The sequence below is a fragment of the Marinomonas aquimarina genome (assembly GCF_900089755.1).
GTDB classification, from domain to species: Bacteria; Pseudomonadota; Gammaproteobacteria; order Pseudomonadales; family Marinomonadaceae; genus Marinomonas; species Marinomonas aquimarina.
On sequence record NZ_FLOC01000010.1, the window covers coordinates 25,991 to 49,959 of the forward strand.

Below are 23,969 nucleotides of genomic sequence, written 5' to 3' on the forward strand. Positions count from 1 at the left end.
AGCGCTATATTTAGCTCTGTATCTATTCCTTGCAGGCATTAGATGGTAATCTAGGCCGCGTTTTTTGTACCAACTCACGGGAATAACGGCCGCGGCAATGCAGTAAATTGCATGCAAACAGCGTAAAGGAAGCAGTAATTTTAGTGATGTTTAGGCGTCTCTAAAGCTGTTTAAGTGGCACCAGTTAATGTCGGTTTTAGCTTTCTGCACTGCACAACAGTGTGCAGAAAGTTGGAGCGGCGAAAGTTTGTTAATCAAACTTATAAACGGAAACAGGCTAACCCAAATAAACGGGTGGTCGGTAATGATGGCGACAGGCATCTAACTAGAATAAAAAGCATGTTTACAATCAAGCCTACATACAATAAGGCACCATAGATAGGTTAGCCTTACTGTATGTAAGTATCGGCTGAACTCAAGATCACAGGTGAGTTCGTGCGGTCTGTTTAAACTGCTCTTAGGTTTGCGACACAACCAAATGCGCCTAAGGGTTTGAAGAACTGTTCTAATAGCGGGGGTTATTAACACTATGACGGAGCAGCATATCCTCGAAGATATCGATCCAATTGAAACCAAAGAGTGGGTCGATGCGCTCGAGTCTGTCCTTCGAGAAGAAGGTCCTGAACGTGCCCAGTATATTCTGGATCGCCTAAGTAAAGAGGCAGTTAAATCAGGCACTCCAATGCCTGCGTCTATTACTACGCCATACCGTAATACGATCGCACCACAAAACGAGAAGCCGCTTCCAGGTGACTTGTTCATGGAGCGCCGTATTCGTTCTATCATTCGTTGGAACGCCTTGGCGATGGTAATGAAGGCAAACCGCGAAGACTCTACTTTGGGTGGCCACATTACAAGTTTCTCATCTGCAGCAACTTTGTATGACATCGCGTTCAACCACTTCTTCCGTGGTGCTAGCGAAACGCAAGAAGCCGACATGGTGTTCTTCCAAGGTCACATTGCACCAGGTATCTACGCACGTTCATTCATCGAAGGCCGTTTGACTGAAGAGCAAATGGATAACTTCCGTCGCGAAGTCGACGGCAAGGGTCTTTCTTCTTACCCACACCCATGGTTGATGCCTGATTACTGGCAGTTCCCAACGGTATCTATGGGTCTTGGTCCGCTGCAAGCAATTTACCAAGCTCACGTTATGAAGTATCAAGATAGCCGTGGACTTGTTACGCAAGGTGACCGTAAGGTATGGGCATTCCTAGGTGATGGTGAGTGTGACGAGCCAGAATCACTAGGTGCGATCGCGCTTGCGGGCCGTGAGAAACTAGATAACCTAATCTTCGTTATCAACTGTAACCTGCAGCGTCTTGATGGCCCTGTGCGTGGTAACAGCAAAATCGTTCAAGAGCTTGAAGGCGTATTCCGCGGCGCAGGCTGGAACGTAGTGAAATGTCTATGGGGCCGTCATTGGGACCCACTTTTTGAAAAAGACGAGAAAGGTCTGCTTCAAAAACGTATGGACGAAGTGTGTGACGGCGAATTGCAAAACTACAAAGCAAACGGCGGCGCTTACACACGTGAGCATTTCTTCGGCAAATACCCAGAATTGCTAGAAATGGTTAAGGACATGTCTGACGATGACATCATGAACCTTAACCGTGGTGGTCACGACCCATACAAAGTTTACGCAGCGTACGCAGAAGCGACCTCTCATAAAGGTCAGCCGACTGTTATCCTTGCTCAAACCGTTAAAGGTTACGGTATGTTCAAGGCAGCAGAAGCGCAAAACACTGCTCACCAAACTAAGAAACTGGATGAGGAGTCTTTGGCTCAATTCCGTGACAAGTTCGGTATTCCAATCAGCGATGATGAACTAAAAGATCTTCCTTACTACCGTCCTGCTGAAGATAGCCCTGAAATGAAGTACTTGCGCTCGCGTCGTGAAGTACTACACGGTGACTTCCCAGTGCGTCGTAAAGAGTGTGAAGCGCTAGACGTGCCATCACTTGAAGACTTTAAAGCTCAGCTTAAAGGTACTGCAGGTCGTGAAATTTCTTCGACCATGGCCTTTGTTCGTTGCTTGAACAACATGGTTAAGCACAAAGGCATTGGCCAGCGTGTGGTACCAATCGTTGCCGACGAAGCACGTACTTTCGGTATGGAAGGTATGTTCCGTCAACTAGGCATTTACTCGTCTGAAGGTCAGCGTTACACGCCACATGACCACCAGCAAGTAATGTTCTACAAAGAATCTCAGAACGGTCAGATTCTACAGGAAGGTATCAACGAAGCGGGTGCGATGTCTGCTTGGTTGGCGCTGGCGACTTCTTACAGTAACAGCAACTACCCAATGATTCCTGTTTACATCTACTACTCAATGTTTGGTTTCCAACGTATTGGTGACTTGGCTTGGGCGGCAGGTGACTCACAAGCACGTGGTTTCCTACTGGGTGCAACCGCTGGTCGTACAACCCTAAACGGTGAAGGTCTGCAGCACGAAGATGGTCACTCGCACATTCTTGCGGGCACTATCCCGAACTGTGTCTCTTACGATCCAACTTACTCATATGAAGTAGCGGTTATCGTACAAGACGGCCTACGTCGTATGTACCAAGAACGTGAGAGCGTGTTCTACTACTTGACAGTAATGAACGAGAACTACGAACACCCAGATATGCCTGAAGGTGTTGAAGAAGGCATCCTGAAAGGTATGTACAAGTTCAAGTCTGTTGAGAAGAAAGGCAACAAGCAATCTGTTCAGCTTCTAGGTGCAGGTGTGATTCTACGTGAAGTAGAAGCCGCGGCTGAAATCCTAAGCGAAGAGTTTGGTGTGAACGCTGATATTTGGAGTGTGACCTCTTTCAACGAATTGCGCCGTGAAGGTCTGGATGCAGTGCGTTGGAACATGCTTCATCCAACAGAAGAGCCACGCCTATCTTACGTAGAGCAGTGTCTAGGTGATAAAGGTCCAGTGGTAGCTTCTACTGACCACATCAAACTTTACGCAGATCAGATTCGCCCATTCGTCAACAGCACTTACAATGTACTAGGTACTGATGGCTTTGGTCGAAGCGACACCCGTGCCAAACTGCGTCACTTCTTCGAAGTGAACCGTTACTGGGTAGTAGTTTCTGCGCTGAGCGCTCTAGCAAAAGACGGCAAAGTGAAAGCGGACGTCGTTGCTGAAGCAATCAGCAAATTTGGTCTTGATCCTAACAAGCCAAACCCAGTTACCTGCTAATTAGCGGATTAATCGGGACTGAGTCGACCATGGGTCGACTCAGTTTGAAAAAGTTTGATGCGTCTTTACGACAAAGGAGATTTCCGTGAGTACTGAAATCATTCGAGTACCGGATATTGGTGGCGCGACTGACGTCGATGTAATCGAAGTTAGCGTGCAAGTTGGCGACATTATTGAAGTTGACCAATCAATTATCGTATTAGAGACTGACAAAGCGTCTATGGACGTTCCGTCTCCACTAGCAGGTAAAGTAACAGCGATCTCTGTAAAAGAGGGTGATACGGTTTCTGAAGGTAGTGAAGTTCTTACTATCGAAGTAGAAGGCGCAGCATCGGCTGAAGCACCTGCTCAAGAAGAAGTTAAAGCAGAAGCAGCACCTGCTCCGGCACCAGCGGCAGAAAAACCTGCAGCGCCAGCTGCTGCAGCGGAACAAACTGTTTCTGTACCAGATATCGGCGGCGCAACAGGCGTTGACGTCATTGAAGTCTGCGTAGCGGAAGGCGACGAAGTGTCTGAAGGTGATTCCATCATCGTTCTTGAAACAGACAAAGCGTCTATGGACATTCCGTCTCCAGTAAGCGGCAAAATTGCTAAGCTACTGATCAAAGAGGGCGACACCGTTTCTGAAGGTGACGACATTCTTGTGATCATGGCGGAAGGTGCTGAAGCGGCCGCTCCAGTTGCTGAGAAAACTGCTTCTGAACCAGCCCCAGCTCCTGAAGCAGCGCCAGCACCTGCTGCTGCACCAGTTGCGGGTGGCGTAGAAGCCGTTAAGGTGCCGGATATCGGTGGCGCAACAGATGTTGACGTAATCGAAGTATCTGTTGCAGAAGGTGATAAGGTTTCTGAAGGTGATTCCATCATCGTTCTAGAAACTGATAAAGCCTCTATGGACATTCCTGCACCAAAATCAGGTACGGTTAAGTCTCTTTCTATTAAAGAAGGCGATAAGGTATCTGAAGGTACGCTGATTCTTGAGCTTGAAGTGGAAGGTTCTGCGCCAGCCGCGGCTCCAGCTCAGCAAGAAGCACCTAAAGCAGCAGCTCCAGCGAAACAAGAAGCACCTAAAGCAGCTGCGCCTGCAGCGGATCAAGGTGCGGTACTTGCGACGCCAAACAAGAAAGTTCACGCCGGCCCAGCGGTTCGTTTGCTAGCACGTGAATTGGGTGTTGATTTGTCTTTGGTTCGTGCCACTGGTCCACGTGGTCGTATCACGAAAGAAGATCTTCACGCTTACGTAAAAGCAGCAGTACAGAAAGCGGCATCTGCTCCAGCAGCATCTACTGCAGCGGTAGCAGAAGGTGCGGGCATTCCTCGTGTACCTGAGATCGATTTCAGCCAGTTCGGTGAAGTTGAAGTAGTTAAGATGAGCAAGATCCAAAAGATCACGTCGTTCAACATGACGCGTTCTTGGTTGAATGTTCCTCACGTAACTCAGTTCGACAAAGCCGACATTACGGATCTAGAAGAATTCCGTAAGAGCTTGAAGCCAGAAATGGAAAAACAAGGTGTGAAACTAACGCCGCTTCCATTCATGATCAAAGCCGTTGCCCAAGCATTGGTTAAGAACCCAGCGTTTAACGTATCTCTACATGCTGATGGCGAAAGCGTTGTGCAGAAGAAGTACGTTCACATCGGTATCGCGGTCGACTCTCCAGTAGGTCTAGTGGTGCCTGTACTACGTGATGTGGATCAGAAATCGGTTGTTCAAATCGCAACTGAAGCGGGCGAGCTAATCAAGAAAGCCTTGGCTAAACAACTTAAGCCTGCTGATATGCAAGGTGGTTGTTTCACTATTTCTAGCCTTGGTGCTATGGGTGGTACTGGCTTTACACCAATCGTTAACACTCCTGAAGTGGGTATCCTTGGTGTATCTAAAGCAGATGTTGAGCCTCGTTGGAACGGTAAAGAGTTTGAGCCACGTACAATGTTGCCATTGTGCTTGTCTTACGATCACCGTGCCGTGAACGGCGCTGATGCAGGTCGCTTCATGACTTACTTGAACGCATTGCTAAGCGACGTACGTCGTCTAACTCTGTAATCAAGTTGTTCTGATTAAGAACCGAAAAGGCAGCCAAATGGCTGCCTTTTTTATTGCTTATCCTCTCTGATTTAATCGCTTATTCCCACGCGAAGCGCGGTCTTACAATACCCATGAAATGGTTTTGTAGGACTTTGCTTTGCGAAGGATATTTTGAAACCTCGCTTCCCCGAACGGAGTCGGGTCGTACGAGCTGTCTCCTGAGAGCGGCTGATGCTCTTCATCGCCGATAGAATTGGGTCGTAAGAGCGAGTTGGATCTTGCAATTATGGGGCGGGTGTCCCGCCCCGACATCCCGCGCAAAGCGCGAAGCGCGAAGCTACAATGCCCACAAATACGGTTGCGCACAGTATGCTAATCTGCAAAGAAATCCATAATCTTGTCTTGTTGCCACATGGCATCTTTATAGCCCAGCTCCATTAAGGCTTTGCAGTATTCTGGCGTAAACAGCAAGTAACTCGCCGCTGAAGAGGCACTACTGCTTTGATTGCCGCTGGCGGTGCGTAAAAGCTTTTGAATATGCCTTGGCAATGTCTCAAGGTGCTCGTTGGCCAGTACGTTAAGGCCTTTTGATGGAGAAATAACCAACGTCTTGCGTAACGGTAATTCTGGTGGACGCTGATCTTGAGGTATTTTTTCTAATAAACGATTGAGGGTTTCGATATGGGTAATATCGTCATCAACGGTATCCAGAAAGGCGCTATTGAAAAGGTGGCCTAGCACCTGAACGATCGAAGGCTGCAGAGCTTCTTCAGTATTGGTGGCTTGGTGCCATTCTATGGCTTGTCTGTTATCACTGACACCAATAATAAATAGCTTTTCAGCGCCCAAGCGAATCGCAGGTTGTATGATGGAACCCAAACGTACCGCGCCATCCCCATAATAGTGTTGGCCTATTTTACGAGCTGGAAAAATCCCCGGAATCGCACTGGAGGCGAGTAAGTGCTCAATCTTAATCGCTTGTTTGATGCCTGCTTTTCGTCCCATCTGCCAATTGTTGATGTCTGGATTGGATGTTTGATAGAAGGTCGTTGAATTACCGTTACTGTAGTCAATCGCCGTGACCGCAAGGGTTTCAATGAGGCGCTGATTCAGGGCAACAGCAACATCATCCAAATTTAAATAGCTCAGCAAAAGGTCTTCTAACGGGCTGTTTGTCATCAAAGATATTTGACGACCTTCGCTTTGACTAAGAAAAATGTTGGCGATACTTCGAGTAATGGATGACGCAATCGGCCAACGACTGACTTGATAGACCTGTTCAGTCGTTAAGTGGCTCCAGATAAAAGCGAGATGTCTAACACCGCGACTAAAACTGGTCGCGCGGGTGGCTAAAAGGGCTGCATTGAGTGCACCGGCAGATGTACCGCATAGAATAGGAAAGGGCAATGAATGGTGATGCGGTAGCAATTTGACCAGTGCTTGTAACACACCAATCTGATACGCGCCACGAGCGCCACCGCCAGAGAGTAATAATGCTGATTTAACTCGATTCATATGCGCTCCTACTAATATATTACAGAAGGCATGTTTAATGTTAGTTCATGAAAGGCTGGTTTGTATTGGTGCACTTGGTAAATAAATGCGTGCTATTGGTGCTTTTATGTAATTGTTTTTGCATATTTTTGTGAACATGGTGGTGGGGGGCAGTGTAGATGTTGCAGCGTTATTATAAATTCAGTTTATGTCTTATTTTTTTCATTGATTCGTGTTCAAGGTAGAGGGATGTGCTTTATAAGGTTGCTTTCATAGAATTATCATCTAATTATCTGATTGATTTTGCCGCTATTTGATAAAAATGCGACGTAATAAGGCAAATGGTACGTTAATTGCTAACTTTTTCTTCAAAAAACCATCAATAAATAAGATGGAAAGCAATAAAATCCATAGAAGGTAAAAACATGTCTCAATTAGCAAGCGATGCAATGGCTTTAAGTGGTAAAGAAAAGCAATGGCTGAAGTGGTTTGGTAGAAATGGGAAGTTAAATCTGGGCTGGAGTTGTTTTCTTAATCGGTATGCTTACCAAGATATTGAAGCCACATTTGAAGGCATTGCCAATACCCGAGTGCGATTATTAACGCAATTTGTTGGTAATGTATGGCAGCGATTAGAGCAAACGGCTCACTCCATAGAAGTCAGCCAACAAGCCAACTTTAATCAATCGCTAGCGCTTTTAGCCCAATCACTTCCCGAAGCATCGGAACTCTTTATTGTGGAAACTAGTGGGCAAGTATATCTCTCCACTGTTGCGGCGCGTTCAGGCGGGCCCCATGGACAACCTAAAGCGCTAGAACGTGCCCGAGAGGGGCGATTTCTGCATGGTCCTTATCCTGACTCCATCACGGATAACCTAGGTGCCACTACCTCTAAATTTCATGATCAAATGACCTTGATGTTTTATCAGCCACTTCAGATTCCAGGTCAGGCGCAATTACAGTGGCTCTGTGCGCGTATTCCCAACGATGTTTTAAGTGATCTCATTCAGCGTGAAGCAGGACATATCTACCATGAATCCGGTGATAATTATCTGTTTATGGTGACATCTAACTTCGATGCTATGATCAAACCAGGTGTTGCTTTAAGCCGCTCTCGCTTTGAAGATGACACCTTCTTTTTAGGTGAGAATCTGAAGCAAGGTGTTTCCACTCCTTTTGGGGTGGTGTCAATTAAGCAGCACACCGAGCTAGAGGTGATGTTTACCGATCCTGCCACAGGTGAGCTGCATCCAGGGGTACGAGAAACAATACGTAATGGTGAAAACCTGTATGTGAAATACCCAGGCTACTCCGACTATCGCCATATTCCGGTGATTGGTAAGGGCGTTACCTTCCAATTAGAAGGTTCAGACGACCGCTGGGGAATGATGTGTGAGGCGGATGTTGAGGAAGTTTACCGTCCACGCTCAATCAAATTTACCACCATGAAATGGTACTGGCTATGTATGCTTTGTACCGTTTTGGCGCAATATGCCTTGTTGAGCACAGGCGTTCTGCCGACTTGGGCTGCTTTAACTCTGTCAATCAGCTTAGCTTTTGTGTTCTCGTTGTTTTTTTCCGTTAAAGGGCCGGCTAAAACTGCACGTCAATTAGGGGGCATGACACGGGTTATCCGTGAGTTAGCCGAAGGGGAGGGCAACCTGACACAAAGAATGGATGTCTCCAAGCTACCGCCCAACGAAGCGGGTGGGCTGGGACGTTGGATGAATAGCTTTGTCGATAACTTGGATCAAATTGTCGGTGAAGTAATCGTTTCCGCCAAACAAGTATCAAAATATACAGCACAAATGGAACACTCTAATAAGGAAGCAGCTGAGGCCGCAGAAAAGGTACAGCGTGTTGCCAATGACTCTCTTGGCTTGGTTCAGAATCAGTCTGAGTATGTGCGCCAAGCGAATGGCACCATTGCTGTCATGAAAGATTCCATGGAGCATGCAGTACAGAGTGCACAGCAGCAATATGTGCTAGTTCGTCAAAGTACGGAAACCATTCGTGATGTGGTGCAGACGTCAGCGAACTCAGTGCATGCATTAAGTAAGCAAGCGGAGAATGTGGGCCAGTTTATTGAGGAAATTACCGATATCACCAGTCAAACCAATCTATTAGCCCTTAATGCTGCCATCGAAGCTGCCAGAGCGGGGGAGTATGGTCGTGGATTCTCGGTCGTGGCAGATGAAGTGCGTGCTTTGGCAACACGTACTGCGAATACAGCGGCAGACATCGGCATAGTGGTGGATGAAATCAAGAAGCAGTCCGATCGTGCGGTGAGCTATATGGAGCAGGGGGTGCAGGATGTAAATAACAGTCTGGACCGCAATGAAGCGGCTTCGAATGACAGTGAGCAGCTTTCTCGTATTGCCGAAGAAATGTTTACCATCATTGAGCAAATTTCTAACAGTAGTCAAAAAAACGGTGATCATGTCATGCAAGTGGCCGCCAGTTCGTTACAGATGGGTAGCAGTATTGAGCAGGTGAAAAGTAACGCTGAACAGGTCAATGCGAAAGTCAGTTCATTATCGCGTTTGGTTGGTTTGTTTAAAGTGAGTGTGGTGCAGCAACCGTGACAATGGAATGCTGGAGTGATGATGAGTTGATCATGGATCAATATAAACTAAGGCAGTTGAAGGTCGGTCTGGTGCCTTTCTATCAACCGATTGTTACGGTCAGCAGGTATCACCAAACTATGTTTTAAATGACCAGGGTGAGTTTGAGGAGGGCGCGCCCTGGCAAGCGCTGAATTGGTCTTGGCGTCCCCACTTTTATGAAGCCTGTTGTACCGATAGTGCCATCGTCTCAGATACTTACCTCGATATTCACAGTGGAAAGCACTGTAAAACCTTGGTGGTACGTTTAGCGACGGAACAAGTTTTATTGCTTGATGTTTACGTCGAGCAGACATGAGTTGTCATCAAAGGTTCGTAAATAGTTGTTTTATTTGGGGGATGCGTTGAAAGTTAACGGATTATCCGTGACTATATAAAATATATATCTTGATAAGGGGCTAAATTTAATATGGCAATTCATCCTCATGCAGGGCAGCTTGCTCCATCCGAAGTTTTAGTGAACGTTCCTAAATTGATGAGCGCATATTACGCGCTGGAGCCTAATGTAGAGATCGAAGCAGAAAAAGTAAGCTTTGGTACATCAGGTCATCGAGGCAATGCATTCGCGAAAAGCTTTAACGAAGCCCATATTCTTGTCATTTGTCAGGCGATCTGTGAATACCGACAAGCGCAAGGTATCAATGGGCCAGTGTATCTTGGTAAAGATACTCATGCGCTTTCAGAGGCGGCTTTTGCTAGTGCATTACAAGTGCTGGTTGCAAACGATGTTCGCGTGCGAATCCAGAAAGGAGATGGTTATACACCAACGCCAGTGATCTCCCATGCTATTCTGACCCACAATCAATCGTCTTCAGACCAAGCCGATGGCATTGTTATCACGCCTTCACACAATCCGCCAGAAGACGGTGGCATCAAATACAACCCACCAAAAGGTGGTCCTGCGGATAAAGACATTACCGATTGGGTGGCTAAACGCGCCAACGAACTTCTTGCTCAAGGTATGCAAGGCGTGAAGGCGGTTTCCCTAGAGGCCGCCCAAGCCAGCGAGTTAGTGGAAGAGTTTGATTACATCGAGCATTACGTCGCAGATCTAGAAAACGTTATCAATATGGCGGCTATTCGAGAGGCCAAGATCCGTATCGGTGTGGACCCGTTGGGTGGTTCAGGCATTGGCTTTTGGCAACCGATTGCTGAACGCTACGGTCTAGACATCGAAGTGGTTAACGATCGAGTGGATCCGACCTTTGCCTTTATGCCATTGGACAAAGACGGCCGTATCCGTATGGATTGTTCGTCCCCTTATGCCATGAACAATCTACTTAAAATCCAAGATCAATTTGATGTGGCGGTCGGCAATGATCCTGACTACGACCGTCATGGTATCGTTTGTCCAGGTTTTGGGTTGATGAACCCAAATGCCTACCTAGCGGTTGCGATTGAATACCTTGCATCACACCGTGACTGGCCGGCGGACATTCAATACGGCAAAACGTTGGTCTCTAGTGCCATGATTGATCGTGTGGTGGCATCGCTGGGCAAAACCCTGTGTGAAGTTCCAGTTGGGTTTAAATGGTACGTGGACGGTTTGTTCGATGGCACCATGGCGTTTGGTGGTGAGGAGAGTGCGGGAGCTTCTTTCCTACGTCGCGATGGTGGCGTTTGGTCAACCGATAAAGATGGCTTTATTTTAGCCTTGTTGGCTGCGGAAATTTTAGCGGTCACCGGTAAAAATCCGGCGCAGTTAGCGGCAGAGCAAGCAAAGCGTTTCGGTCAGCCTTATTACAAGCGCATCGATGTTGCAGCCACGCCTGAACAGAAAGCCATTCTCAGCAAGCTGGAAGCCAGTTCCGTTACAGCAGAGACCCTTGCAGGCGATGCGATCGTCAGTAAGTTGACTCATGCACCGGGTAATGGTGCGGCGATCGGTGGCTTAAAAGTGTCAACCGATAACGGCTGGTTTGCAGCGCGCCCCTCTGGTACTGAGAACGTCTACAAGATCTACCTAGAAAGCTTTGTCTCAGAGGAGCATCTTTCTTTACTTGAGCAAGAAGCCGTTGCGCTGGTCAACAGTGTATTAGCCTAAAGTGACTGGCCTCGCTTAGAGGAGGTTAGTGCACCTCTTCTAAGCGGTTTAGCCATTTGCTTAACGGGAACCCCAGCTGCTGTGACAGCCTGTCACATTCATCCCGTTGCTGCTTAAAGTTCAAGTCGTGTGGTTGATTGGTCGCAAACACCACCCAGTTACCACAGCCGGTATTCAATCCAGTCACGGTATTGAACATTTCTTTTAGAGAGGCTTTCAAATCATGCTGATATTGATGTTCTTCCCAGCAGTTTAGCACCAGCATGCCGCCTTCTTTAATTTGTTTTTTGGCATCTTCCAGAAAGCTATGGGTTGCCACGCGATTATCCATACCAAAATGCTGATAAAGATCGGTAAATAAGATATCAAATTTCTTTGACTTATTATTGGCGGCGAATTCAATCGCATCTTGCGTTACGACATCGATGCGCTTGCTTTTCGGCAGTTTGAAAAACTCTTCGGCAATGGCAACAATTTCCGGCCTTAGCTCAACCGCTGTGACATGAATACCGCTCACCACTTTTGCTAGCGCATGTACCAGCGCACCACCACCGAGACCTAATACACAAGCGCGCTTAGGCGTACGATCCATCAGAGCCAATAACATGGCTTGGGTATATTCATGCTGTAAAACATGCGGATTCTTTATTTGTACACGGCTTTGTTCATCGCCCTCAGCAAAGGAAAGAACGCGGTATTTGCCATCATCAAACACACGGATAACACCAAACTCATCTTGAGTTTCATACAGTAAAGACATGGGATTTTCTCGTAATAAAAGAAAGGCCAGACATTTGTCTGGCCTTTGTCTCAATGATACCGAATTTTTCCCTTAGGCTAAATCGGCTTTGATGTGTTCAAGCAATATTTGTGCAGGGTGCTTAATCTTCGCATCGTCTAAACGTTTGGCCTGGCAGCGGCAAGAATAACCCGTCGCCACCAGTTTATTGTGCAACGCAGGGTCGTTGACCTTGTCTTTCCAAGAGAGGTTATAAATCTCAACGGAAGTGGCCTTGTTGCGTGACTCATGACCATAGGTGCCTGCCATGCCGCAACAACCGACGTTTTCGACTGTCAATTTCAAGCCAAGTAGTTCATACACAGATTGCCAATCTTTGATCGACGGTGCGGCATTGGTCTTCTCGGTGCAATGGGCCATTAAATGGAAGGTCTCATCTTTTTGTGAGATGGCTTGCTTTTGCAAATGCTCTGATTGATTGGCGAGCCATTCTTGCATCAGCTGAACTTTCGGTATCGGTCGGCTGTTGCCAAACGTCTTAGCGTACTCAGCTCGATAGGTAAGCGTCATAGAGGGATCCACACCAATCATTGGCAGCCCGTAAAACGCAAGGTTCTGCAGCATATCCAAGTTTTTCTTGGCGGCTTTCTCAAAGGAGCGCAAGAAGCCATGTACGTGTAATGGCTTGCCGTTTGGCAGGTAGGGTGCTAGATAAGCTTGGAAACCTAAACGACTCAACAACTCCATAATGTCGAGTACCAATTCTGTTTCAAAGTAGCTGGTAAAGGCGTCTTGCACGACGATGACGGCTCGGCGACGGTCTTTTGGGCTGAGGGATTCGATCGCCAATGGTGTTGCCAAACGGATACCACGACGAGACATTTCACGTTTTAGGTTGTAGTTGGACAATTTAGGGCTGTCTTCCATACCGACCACTTTGCTCATAATCTTATTAGTGAGCTTGTTACTCACCAACCAGTTATAGGGCTGTGGGAAAGACGCCATGGTCGGCATCATATATTCTGTTGCACCGACGACATAATCTTTTACGGGTCGTAAATAACGACTGTAGTAAAGCTCCAAGAACTTCGCGCGAAATTCTGGCACGTCGACCTTAATCGGACATTGCCCAACACAGGATTTACACGCCAAGCAGCCCATCATGGATTCATGCACTTCATGTGAAAAATCGTAATCGCCTTTGCGTTTCGCTAGGGTGTTACGCAAGCGTGGGATGAAACTGCCAACAAAAGTACTGTGCTTGGCTTTATAGCTGGCCTTACGCACATCGACGCCTTGCTCGCTCATGCCACGCAGCCATTCGCGCATCAAAGACGCGCGACCTTTTGGCGAATGAACACGTTGACGGGTACCTTTCCAAGAAGGGCACATGGCATCGTGCGGATCAAAGTTAAAACAAGCACCGTTACCGTTACAGTACATACCTTCTTTGAATTGGTCGCGGTTGGTGAGCGGGATTTGACGATCTAACTGACCACGCAGCGGCACTTCATCTATTTTGAGTAGCTCAGCACCTAGTTCAAACGGTGTGGCAATTTTACCTGGGTTGAGTTGATTGCGTGGATCAAAAGCGCCTTTTACTTGCTGGATGCTAGGATAGAGTTCGCCGAAGAAAGAAGGGGCGTATTCGGAGCGTACACCTTTACCGTGCTCACCCCACAAAAGGCCACCGTATTTTTGTGTCAGGGCCACGACCTTATCCGTGATTTCACGAACCATCGGCTCTTGGGATTCGTCTTTTAAATCCAGCGCAGGACGCACGTGTAATACACCAGCATCAACGTGACCGAACATGCCGTAGGCAACACCATAGGAATCTAGTACTTCGCGGAATTCCATAATGTAGTCGGCTAAGTTCTCTGGTGGTACCGCAGTGTCTTCGACAAAAGGTACAGGACGCTTCTCACCCTTGGCGTTGCCTAATAGGCCAACCGATTTCTTTCGCATGCCCCAGATTTTGTTCACATTGGTATGGCCGTTAGCGATGGTGTAACCAAGGGTGCTGCTGTTGGCTTCGTTGCTTAAGGCATCGAGTGCATCGGTGAGCACCTTAACACGCGCAGCGATGTCTTCTTCGCTGTCACCCGTGTATTCCACCAGATTGATGCCTTGAATATCTTCTCCAGCTTGCTCTGGGAAGAATTCAGACACCGAGTTCCAAATAATATCGCCTTTAGCCAAGCCGAGTACTTTAGAGTCAACCGTTTCAATGGAAGTTGGTTTGGCTTCAAGCAGCTCTTTGGCATGGCGTAGAGAGGCCTCAAAGCTGTTGTAGCGAATGTTCACCAGTGTCGCAAATTTCGGGATTTTAAGCAGGTTCACCTTAGCTTCGACGATAAAGCCAAGGGTGCCTTCTGATCCGCACAGAATATTGTTCATATTAAAACGGCCGTCTGCGTCACGAATGTGTGCCAGATCGTAGCCCGTCATACAGCGGTTCAGTTGTGGGAAGGTCGCTGCAATGTCCTTTTGCTTGGTTTTTTCGATGTTATCAATCACTCGGTGGGCATGTGCCGAGTAGTCAGAGCCTTGTTTAATCTGTTCTAGAGCGTCCTCTGAAATCGGAGCTGTGCTGATCATTTCGCCGTCTAGTAACACGGTTTTCAGCTCAAGCACGTGATTACGGGTTTTGCCGTACATGACCGAGCCTTGACCGCTGGCATCGGTATTGACCATGCCGCCTATGGTGGCACGATTGCTGGTGGATAGCTCAGGAGCAAAGAATAGACCATCTGGCTCAATGGCTTTATTGAGTTGGTCTTTGACCACACCGGTCTGGACCCGCGCCCAGCCTTCTTCGATGTTTACTTCCAAGATCTTGTTCATGTGCTTGGAAAGGTCAACCACGAGACCATCAGTGAGCGACTGACCGTTGGTGCCGGTACCGCCACCACGTGGACTGAGGACAATGTCTTGAAATTCGCTGTTATTAGATAAGCGAGTCAGCAGCTGGATGTCTTCAATTGATTTTGGATAAATAACACCTTGAGGAAGAACTTGGTAGATTGAGTTATCGGTCGCAAGCACGACGCGATTGGCATAATCTGGATTGGTGTCCCCCTGAAACCCTGAAGCCTTCAAGCGCTCGATAAAGGCGAGATATTTCGCTTGAACTGGCGAGACTTCAGACAATTTAGGAATCATGTAATATTCTCCGATATTTGCGACCTTATGCGAAAATCATTCTAACAAAGAATGTACGGTTAAAGTTCTTAAATCGATGAAAATTAAGAGAGATAAACATGTTTTATTTTCATAAAGCGACAAAAAATACACTATTTTTGTTAGGCTGCGACGCTTTGAGGGGCAGTTAGATGTACCTAGAGCCGATACACCTTCCGGCCAATAACAGCTCTGACGCGTATGAATTTGTTATCTATCGTGGTGACCTTGAGTGCTCTTCTGCACCGGGCAATAAACAGCACAAGCTGAAGTATCACTTGCAGCAAGCGTTGCAAGAACACAAGTCCATTGCCGCGACATTTGGAGGCCCGCACTCTAATCATGTAGCAGCCTTTGTCGCTCGTTGTGTTGAACTGCAAATCACCCCAATCGTGGTGGTGCGTGGTGAAACGTGGGCCTCATTGACGCCAACCCTAAGACGGGCGGTACAACAAGGCGCTATTCTGTTTCCTAGTTCACGGCTGGATTATCGCTTAGGAATGCAGTCCAAAATTAAAGACGCTATTGATCAATACTATGCTGGCGAGGTGTACTGGGTACCTGAGGGAGGAGCGGGGGCTTTAGGTGTATTGGGCTGTCTAGATTGGGCGAACCATATTTATCAGAAGTTAAACGACTCCAGTTATCATGTCTGCTTAGCCAGTGGTACAGGAGCGACCGCAGCAGGCTTTGCCGCGTCTGACTTTAATAGTGTATCGGTGTTCTCGGCGTTAAAAGGAGCCCACAACCTGGAACAAGATCTGTATTCCCACTGTCTGGCGGCGAATATTGAGGTGACGGCAAAGTTAGAGTGTTTTGATGAATCCCTGCACGGTGGCTTTGGCAAAATGAGTGACGCGTTAATCCACTTTCTACACGACATGTTAGCTCACAACCCCACACTCAGATTGGACCCAGTCTATACTGCTAAGATGGTTTATAAAGTCAATCAACTGCTAGCGCAAGGAAGCTGGCCGCATCGTAAGACTGTTTTTATTCATACTGGCGGGTTACAGGGATGGCGTGGCATGCCAGTAGGGCATTGCCCTTATAATGAAAATGATTGGCTATGATGCTTATTCATGTGCTCTGTAATCATGTGCAATGGCTAAGGCGTACGGTTTCTGATACATTCTAATGCGTATGCGACTGTAAGCTAATTACTTGAATGCATTACAAAATTAATCGCACTTATTGTAAAGGCATAAACTTGCTTTTTACGAACGCAAAATCAGTGATGGGAAAGATTGATTAATGAGTCTGTTTAGACGAATCGGTATTATCGCGCGTTTAGATAAGCCACAGATCTTAGAAACGGTTGAAAACCTAACAAATTTCCTGATCAATCAGGGGGTTGAGCCCGTTTTAGAAGCCGATTTGGCTACCATGATGCCATGCTCTAAAACTTCATCAGCCCCACTGAAAGAGCTAGGGGATCACTGTGATTTAGTCATGGTGGTGGGAGGCGACGGTAGTTTCTTAGGCGCCGCTCGCGCGATCATTGATTACGACATTCCTGTACTGGGGATGAACCGTGGCACACTGGGCTTCCTAACAGACATCTCACCAACCGATTTTGAGCAGGAACTGGAGCCGATTCTTCGTGGAGAATACTTAGAAGAAAAGCGCTTTATGATCGAAGCCAAAATCAAGCGCCAGAATCGACCAAGTGGAGAGGGTATTGCCCTAAATGACTTGGTGCTCCACCCTGGTAAATCGGCTCGTATGATTCGTTTTGATTTGTTTATCGATGATCAATTCGTGATGAATCAAAAATCCGATGGTTTGATTGTCGCGACACCTACAGGCTCTACTGCCTATGCCTTGTCCGCGGGTGGCCCCATTATGCTGCCCAAATTGGATGCGCTAGTATTGGTGCCGATGCACCCACACACATTGAGTAATCGACCTATTGTGATCGATGCCGATGCCAACATTCGTATTGTTGTATGTGAGTCAAATTTGACTTATCCAAGCGTGAGTTGCGACGGACAGTTAAATATTACTGCAGCCCCTGGCGACGAAATTCACATTACTCGACGTAAAGGTGCGATCCGCCTGATTCATCCAAAAGATCATGATTTCTACGACGTCTGTCGAACGAAGCTAGGATGGCAGTCCGGTTACCGCCAATAAGGACTTTATCACTGCTATGCTTTTGATCTATGAATTTGCTATTAATGAGCAGCCCCATGCGTTAAGTAAACTGCTTTGGCAACATCGAATTGGCCACCGCATCGTGCAAGCCAATAATCGTGATCAGCTGTGGATACTCAACCCCGCGGATGCTCAGCAAACTCAGACGTTATTAGAACTGTGGCAGCAAGACCCAAGCCAAGCGCAACAATGGGTTTCTGACGCCCCCCGTCGTGCCATCAACCCTAACTTAGCTGGATGGCACAAATCTCCCATCACCATTACTACCTTGTTGGTCGCGGCTCTGATCGCACTGATCACGGGGTTTGGTGAGAACCTCGAGACTTTGTCTTGGTTTACGATTTCATCGTTTGACATCATTGGTGGCAACCGTATTCAGTTTGAAGCGCTCTCAACCGTGCTTGAAAAAGGTGAGTATTGGCGCTTACTGACCCCAGCCTTTATCCATTTTGGTGCTGCCCATTTAATTTTTAATGCGTTGTGGGTCTGGGAAGTAGGGCGTAAATTGGAGCGCTTAATGGGCTCCTTGGCTTGGTTGGTTTTTGCTCTTTGTGTCGCCATTGCAAGTAATGTTGGCCAATATGTCATTAATGGCTATCCGTTATTTGGTGGCTTATCAGGATTAGTATACGGCCTTATTGCCTTTGCATGGGCCATGCCATGGCTAGTTCGAGGATGGCCAGCCATCATCTCCAAGCCGCTGATGGTATTTTTTGTTATTTGGTTAATACTCGGCTATACCGATGTATTTTCAGTGATTGGCTTAGGAAATATGGCCAATGAAGCGCATTTGTTGGGACTAATTTCAGGTTTAGCGTGCGCTGGTGTGTACAGCGTCATGTGGAAATTATTCAAACGCCGTTAATTTAGCCGATGATTCGGTATGAGTGACTTATGAATTTTAAAGAAATGATCGACAACATGTCGCCTGAAGTATACGGGCGTCTAAAACAAGCCGTAGAGTTGGGAAAATGGCCTAACGGCGTTAAGTTAACGCCTGAGCAGCTCGAGCTCTGTATGCAGGCTGTCATCACTTATGACTATAACTATAAGCCTGAAGACGAACGTGTTGGCTTTATCGATCGTGAAGCACATCTAGGCTGCAGCAGCAAAACAGATACCCTTGAACATGAAACGGTAAAATGGGTAAACAACCCGGACAGTAAGCAATGATCCAAGGCAATCTAAGAAAAATGCCAGCCAAAGTGGTAGATGGCAAGGTGCACTACGAGCTGAAATTAGGCGATCAATTAGTGCCGCTAGCGGATCTCATCGGAGAAAAGGTCGCGCTGAATTTTACCGGTCAAATCCATTGTATCCATTGTGGCCGTGCCAGTAAGAAGTCGTTCAGTCAGGGCTATTGTTATCCTTGCTTTAAAAAGCTGGCGGCTTGCGATACCTGTATTATGAGCCCAGAAAAGTGTCACTACTTCGAAGGGACTTGTCGCGAACCTGAGTGGGGCGACAAATACTGCATGCAAAGTCACTATGTGTATTTATCCAATACCACGGCATTGAAAGTGGGTATTACCCGCGGCGATCAACTGCCGACGCGCTGGATCGATCAAGGCGCGACTCAGGCAAGGGCCATGTTCTTGGTGGAAAATCGACGCATGTCAGGCTTAGTAGAAAGCTTATTCAAATCGGAAGTGGCCGACAAAACCAATTGGCGTAATATGCTCAAGGGCTTAGAAGTCGACATTAACCTTGAAGCAGAACAAGAGCGTCTCATTAACCGTCTTTGGGAAGGCCTAGACGCGCTGCAAAATGAATACGGTCTGCAAGCCATTCAAGAGCTTGGAGCCGATAACGTTAGCCACGAATTTGTCTATCCAGTACTGGAATACCCAAGCAAGATTGCTAGCATCAATGCCGAAAAAACGCCCTTAGTAGAGGGCACTCTAATGGGTATCAAAGGACAATATTGGATCTTAGATACGGGCGTTATCAATCTACGTAAATACACCGGATACGAAGCGGAATTCACGCGATAGGAGCTACTCATGGCAGAGCAAAAGCCGTCAGCAATTTATTTAAAAGATTACACTGTTCCTAATTTTCTCATCGATAAAACGGAATTGACGTTTGATCTAGATGAAACACAAACGATTGTTACCTCCCGTTTGCATGTACGCCGTAACCCAGACAGCTTAGAACAAACTTCGCCACTCGTTTTAGATGGCGGTGAAGACGTTAAGTTAATCGGTGTCGCGATCGATGATTACGCGCTGCCTCAAGAAGAATTCGCCATCAAAGACGACAAGCTGGTCATTACGGCTACGCCGAATGAGTTTGTGTTGACCTGCGAAACCATGATTGAACCGCAGAACAATACTAAGTTAGAAGGCTTATATCGCTCTTCTTCTATGTTCTGCACCCAATGTGAAGCGGAAGGTTTCCGTCACATTACTTATTATCTGGATCGTCCAGATGTAATGTCGATTTTTACCACCACTATTATCGCAGATGAAAGCCGTTACCCTGTCATGCTATCGAATGGTAATGAAATAGAGCGTGGCAAAACAGACGAGGGTAAAACCTTCGTGACTTGGCATGATCCATTTAAAAAGCCGGCTTACTTGTTTGCTCTAGTGGCCGGTAACCTTGAAGTGCTGAACGATACCTTCACTACCATGAGTGGTCGTGATGTGAAGCTGCAAATCTTCACCGAAAAGCACAACATCGATAAAGTGGACTTCGCCATGGACTCTTTGAAACGTTCCATGAAATGGGACGAAGAAGTCTATGGGCGTGAGTATGACCTCGATATCTTTATGATTGTTGCGGTCGATGACTTCAATATGGGGGCGATGGAGAACAAGGGCTTAAATATTTTTAACTCTTCGTGCTTATTGGCTAGCCCAGAAACTACAACCGACGATGCCTATCTGCGTGTTGAAGCCGTTGTTGCACATGAGTACTTCCATAACTGGTCAGGTAACCGTGTCACCTGCCGCGATTGGTTTCAGTTGAGTTTGAAAGAAGGGTTTACCGTTTTTCGTGATCAGTGTTTCTCGGCAGATACCCACTCGGATGTGGTCAAGCGCGTAGAAGATGTATCTTTCTTGAAAACCACGCAGTTTGCCGAAGATGCTGGCCCTATGGCGCACCCCATCCGTCCTGCGTCGTTCATCGAAATCTCCAACTTTTACACCTTGACGATTTATGAGAAAGGCGCCGAAGTCGTGCGCATGATTCATACGCTGCTGGGGGAAGAGGGCTTCCGCAAAGGTTCGGATCTGTACTTTGAACGACACGATGGCCAAGCGGTCACTTGTGATGACTTCGTTCAAGCTATGGAAGACGCTAACGGCGTTGATCTTAGCCAGTTCAAGCGTTGGTACTCTCAAGCCGGTACGCCCCGTCTAACGGTAAGCGATCATTACGATGAGCAGGCGCAAACCTACAGCCTAACCATCCGTCAAGAAACGCCGCCAACACCGAATCAGCCAACCAAGTTGGCGCTCCACATTCCCGTTAAAGTGGGTCTAGTGAGTAACGCCAATGAAGCATTAAGCTTCTCCTTTGCTGGGCAAACTCAAGACGAAGTGGTGCTGCACGTAAACGATGTCGAGCAAACCTTTGTTTTTGAGCATGTCGCGTCTAAGCCAGTGCCATCTTTGCTGCGAGGCTTCTCGGCACCGGTTAAATTGGATTACGACTACTCAACCGAGCAATTGTTGCAGTTGATGTCCGGTGATCCAGATGGTTTCAACCGCTGGAGTGCCTCACAGCAATTAGCGGTCAACGAACTGAATGCATTGATTAAGCAATATCAAAATGGCCAAACGCTAACAGAACAGACCCATTTAGTAGAAGGCTTTAAAGCCTTGTTAGCGGATAAAACCCTTGATCCAGCCATGGTGGCCCTGATCCTTGGTTTACCAAGTCAAGCTTACATGTCTGAACTGGCAGAGAAAATTGACCCGCAAGCGATTAAAGCAGCTCGTGAGCATCTACGTGTTGTGGCAGGTAAAGCCTTGCAAGCTGAATTCAAGCATGTTTATGAAAGCAATACTGTGAGCGAGGCTTATCAAGCCAGTGCCGAACAGATCGCAAAACGCTCTTTGAAAAATGCGGCACTTATGTATTGGGTGGCATCCGGCTCGGATGAAGCTAAAGCGGCTGTGGTTCATCAATACCGCGATGCGGATAACATGACAGATCAGTATGCTGCCTTGTCATGCATTGTACACTTTGAATTATCAGAGGCAGATGAGCTGCTGAATGCCTTCTTCGAGCAATGGCAGCACGAAGCGCTGGTCGTAAACAAATGGTTAATGTTGTCTGCGGCACGTGAGCAAGAAAATGGCTTAGAGCAGATCAAAGCCCTGATGCAGCATCCTAACTTTGATATCAAGAACCCAAACAAGCTTCGTGCCGTGATCGGAGGCTTGGGGCAAAATGTCGACACCTTCCATAATCTGGATGGTAGTGGCTATGCTTTCTTGGCTGATCAAATCATTCTTTTGAACAAACGCAACCCGCAAATCGCGTCACGTCTTTGTACGCCTCTAACGCGCTGGCAGCGAATGGTGCCTGCGTTAGCAGAGAAAATGAAAGGGGAGCTTGAGCGTATCGCGCAAGAAGATCTTTCAAAAGACGTTTACGAGGTGGTTTCTAAAAGCCTTGCCTAATTAATTGAAAAAGCGCTGATCTATCAGCGCTTTTTTTTGAGGTAAAGGTGGTTAACACCAACTACAATTAAGTAATTGTTTTGACTGGTTGAGCAGCTGGAATGGGAGTAATAACAATGAGCAAACCATATCGCTATGTGATACCTGTAGCGCTAGGAACACTTTTATCGGCCTGTAGCCACCAATCAATGCGGGATGATGCTTCTTCGCAATTGACCGCTCAAACTCCAGCGAAAAGCCAATTTATTGCGGCATCGGTAGTCGATACCGCAACGGATTCACTCACGGCGGATCAACTGCATCTCCAAATAGCGCAGAATTTCGAACGAATTTCTAAACTTGCCGTACAACTTGATGAAAAAGAAAAAACGCTATCAGAAATGATGACTGGCAATATCGATGCTAGCACCTTGATGCGTATCCAGCGATTGAGCAATGAGCGCGATGAACTCGAACTGATCTACAACCAGTTACATCAAGACAATGAGCGCCTAACGGCACAGATTCGCGAACAGAAAACTGACGCGCCCGCTATCGCCAAGGTCATGCCAACCACAGATGAGGGCGAACCAAGCGCCGACTTTGTCAAGCTGAATCAAGATTTTCGAACGCTTAACAGTGCCCATTATGCGCTCTCAAAAAACTACCGCGATCTATCGATTGACCACGCGCACCTTAAAAGTCGTATCGATACGCTCAGCGATCAAAATCAAAAATTGTCCCGAGACTACTCAGCGCTAAGTGAAGAAAACCTTATTCTGAATGGCACCTTAACGGATGTTCGAACGCAACATCAGGCGCTATGGGATAAGATTCGCGTACAAACAACCGTAATTGATACCTTACAAAGTGAAAATGCTGTGTTGCAACAGCGTGGCGGCTTACTGTCTGTTGCGGATAATGCTGGCAACGCTCTTCCAGATACCGCGACACTGGCCGCTCAAGTAACTCGATTACAAGCCGAACTGTCCGCCCAAAATTCACTACTGTCTGGCTACCAGAAAGACGTAGCGCAGCTAGAAGCGGCCTTAACGCGACAAGAGCAAGATCTTACCGGTCAACTGAATACCTTAGAAACTCGTTACCAAGAATTAACCCAACGCCACCGTCAGGTTAATTCAGAGTTAACGCAATTGCGTAATGCTCTGCAAGCCCGTGACCAACGCATTGCAACGTTGCAGGATGAGTTTGAAGTGTCCAGTAACGAAAAGGCTGAGCTGTTGGAGCAATTGCAGCAACTGCGCGATCAATACGCCAATTCACAAACGCAAATCGCCAACCTGCAACAACGGGCGTTAATTGAAGCTGAACAGAAGCTGACACTGGAGAATCAGGTTAACAATTTGATTCCCTTTGAAGGGGCTGTGATGTCTCTGCAGCGCCAATTGCAAAGTGAATTGAGTAATGTGCGCTGGACCTTACCCACATCAGCTAATCTAAATGATACCTTTGAGATTCAGCTGTCAGCAGAGGTTACGAATCCTGTACAGGGGCAAACCTATTTTGCTGAGCTGTTTGTTGACAGTGCTTTAAGTATGATGAGCGCCGCGGAAGCTGAATCCACTTTGAATCAAGGCCAATTAAACTTCCGCTGGCGCTTGAGCGGTTTAAATGAGCGTCCCAACGCGACCATGAATGTCTCTGTGACACAAGAAGTAAACTATGACGGCCAGGTTATTCTGCGTAAAATTTACCGAGATACAGAAAGTGTTGAGTTGATCTCCAAAGATTGGCTCAATAAGTATGGATTTTGGGGAGCAGCTATCTTAGGTGGTTTAATTCTTGGCTTTGCCGTCGGTAAGCTTGGTCGTCGAGAACCTGACGGGCGCACATAAGCATTAGATCTGCTCGATAGCGTCATCAATACGCATC

At 47.1% G+C, this 23,969-nt stretch carries 14 protein-coding genes and 1 pseudogene; 12 read left to right on the top strand and 3 right to left on the bottom strand.

All coding sequences use genetic code 11. The features are described from left to right. Nucleotides 1-529 precede the first annotated feature (529 nt). Nucleotides 530-3,196 (top strand): pyruvate dehydrogenase (acetyl-transferring), homodimeric type, encoded by a 2,667-nt coding sequence (gene aceE, locus MAQ5080_RS09425; protein WP_067209084.1) that lies wholly within the window; start codon nt 530-532, stop codon nt 3,194-3,196. A gap of 85 nt (nt 3,197-3,281) precedes the next feature. Beyond that, complete coding sequence (gene aceF / locus MAQ5080_RS09430; RefSeq protein WP_067209087.1) at nt 3,282-5,237, top strand: dihydrolipoyllysine-residue acetyltransferase; 1,956 nt, start codon at nt 3,282-3,284, stop codon at nt 5,235-5,237. Nucleotides 5,238-5,591: 354 nt separating this feature from the next. On the opposite strand, the gene MAQ5080_RS09435 is transcribed toward aceF, so the two are convergent. Then, a complete protein-coding gene (locus MAQ5080_RS09435) occupies nt 5,592-6,734 on the bottom strand; it encodes a patatin-like phospholipase family protein (RefSeq protein WP_067209089.1) in 1,143 nt (380 codons plus the stop codon). Between the two features lie 404 nt (nt 6,735-7,138). Between MAQ5080_RS09435 and MAQ5080_RS09440 the strand changes: the two genes are divergently transcribed. The 3 genes and pseudogenes from MAQ5080_RS09440 (at nt 7,139) to pgm (ending at nt 11,381) form a co-directional block, all read left to right on the top strand. Continuing rightward, nucleotides 7,139-9,298 carry a methyl-accepting chemotaxis protein gene (locus tag MAQ5080_RS09440; RefSeq protein WP_067209092.1) on the top strand — a complete coding sequence of 720 codons (2,160 nt, stop codon included), beginning with the start codon at nt 7,139-7,141 and terminating at the stop codon, nt 9,296-9,298. A gap of 97 nt (nt 9,299-9,395) precedes the next feature. Next, nucleotides 9,396-9,635: pseudogene (locus MAQ5080_RS17725) on the top strand (EAL-associated domain-containing protein); the annotation flags it as partial. A gap of 111 nt (nt 9,636-9,746) precedes the next feature. Then, nucleotides 9,747-11,381, top strand: a complete 1,635-nt coding sequence (gene pgm / locus MAQ5080_RS09445; protein WP_067209093.1) for a phosphoglucomutase (alpha-D-glucose-1,6-bisphosphate-dependent) — start codon at nt 9,747-9,749, stop codon at nt 11,379-11,381. Nucleotides 11,382-11,406: 25 nt separating this feature from the next. Here the strand turns inward: pgm and MAQ5080_RS09450 are convergent, their stop codons facing one another. Continuing rightward, nucleotides 11,407-12,141 carry a spermidine synthase gene (locus MAQ5080_RS09450; protein ID WP_067209095.1) on the bottom strand — a complete coding sequence of 245 codons (735 nt, stop codon included), beginning with the start codon at nt 12,139-12,141 and terminating at the stop codon, nt 11,407-11,409. Nucleotides 12,142-12,213: 72 nt separating this feature from the next. After that, nucleotides 12,214-15,285: a D-2-hydroxyglutarate dehydrogenase YdiJ gene (ydiJ, locus tag MAQ5080_RS09455; RefSeq protein WP_067209097.1), complete on the bottom strand. Its 3,072-nt coding sequence runs from the start codon at nt 15,283-15,285 to the stop codon at nt 12,214-12,216. Between the two features lie 170 nt (nt 15,286-15,455). On the opposite strand from ydiJ, the gene MAQ5080_RS09460 reads away from it, so the two are divergent. From MAQ5080_RS09460 to MAQ5080_RS09490, 7 genes are all read left to right on the top strand, one after another. Continuing rightward, nucleotides 15,456-16,376 (top strand): hypothetical protein, encoded by a 921-nt coding sequence (locus MAQ5080_RS09460; protein WP_067209098.1) that lies wholly within the window; start codon nt 15,456-15,458, stop codon nt 16,374-16,376. Between the two features lie 181 nt (nt 16,377-16,557). Continuing rightward, nucleotides 16,558-17,439 (top strand): NAD(+) kinase, encoded by an 882-nt coding sequence (locus MAQ5080_RS09465; protein WP_067209101.1) that lies wholly within the window; start codon nt 16,558-16,560, stop codon nt 17,437-17,439. Between the two features lie 16 nt (nt 17,440-17,455). Further along, nucleotides 17,456-18,325 carry a rhomboid family intramembrane serine protease gene (locus MAQ5080_RS09470; RefSeq protein ID WP_067209105.1) on the top strand — a complete coding sequence of 290 codons (870 nt, stop codon included), beginning with the start codon at nt 17,456-17,458 and terminating at the stop codon, nt 18,323-18,325. 29 nt (nt 18,326-18,354) lie between these two features. Continuing rightward, nucleotides 18,355-18,633: a YeaC family protein gene (locus tag MAQ5080_RS09475; protein ID WP_067209108.1), complete on the top strand. Its 279-nt coding sequence runs from the start codon at nt 18,355-18,357 to the stop codon at nt 18,631-18,633. Continuing rightward, entirely contained in the window at nt 18,630-19,454 is an 825-nt protein-coding gene (locus tag MAQ5080_RS09480) for a DUF2797 domain-containing protein (protein WP_067209111.1), read from the top strand. The genes MAQ5080_RS09475 and MAQ5080_RS09480 overlap by 4 nt, the downstream gene beginning before the upstream one ends. A gap of 9 nt (nt 19,455-19,463) precedes the next feature. Next, the gene (pepN, locus tag MAQ5080_RS09485) at nt 19,464-22,097 is read left to right on the top strand and encodes an aminopeptidase N (RefSeq protein ID WP_067209115.1); all 2,634 of its coding nucleotides are present in this window, start codon (nt 19,464-19,466) and stop codon (nt 22,095-22,097) included. Nucleotides 22,098-22,213: 116 nt separating this feature from the next. After that, nucleotides 22,214-23,932, top strand: coding sequence for a coiled-coil domain-containing protein (locus tag MAQ5080_RS09490; RefSeq protein WP_156496554.1), 1,719 nt, complete (start codon nt 22,214-22,216; stop codon nt 23,930-23,932). Nucleotides 23,933-23,969: the final 37 nt, after the last annotated feature.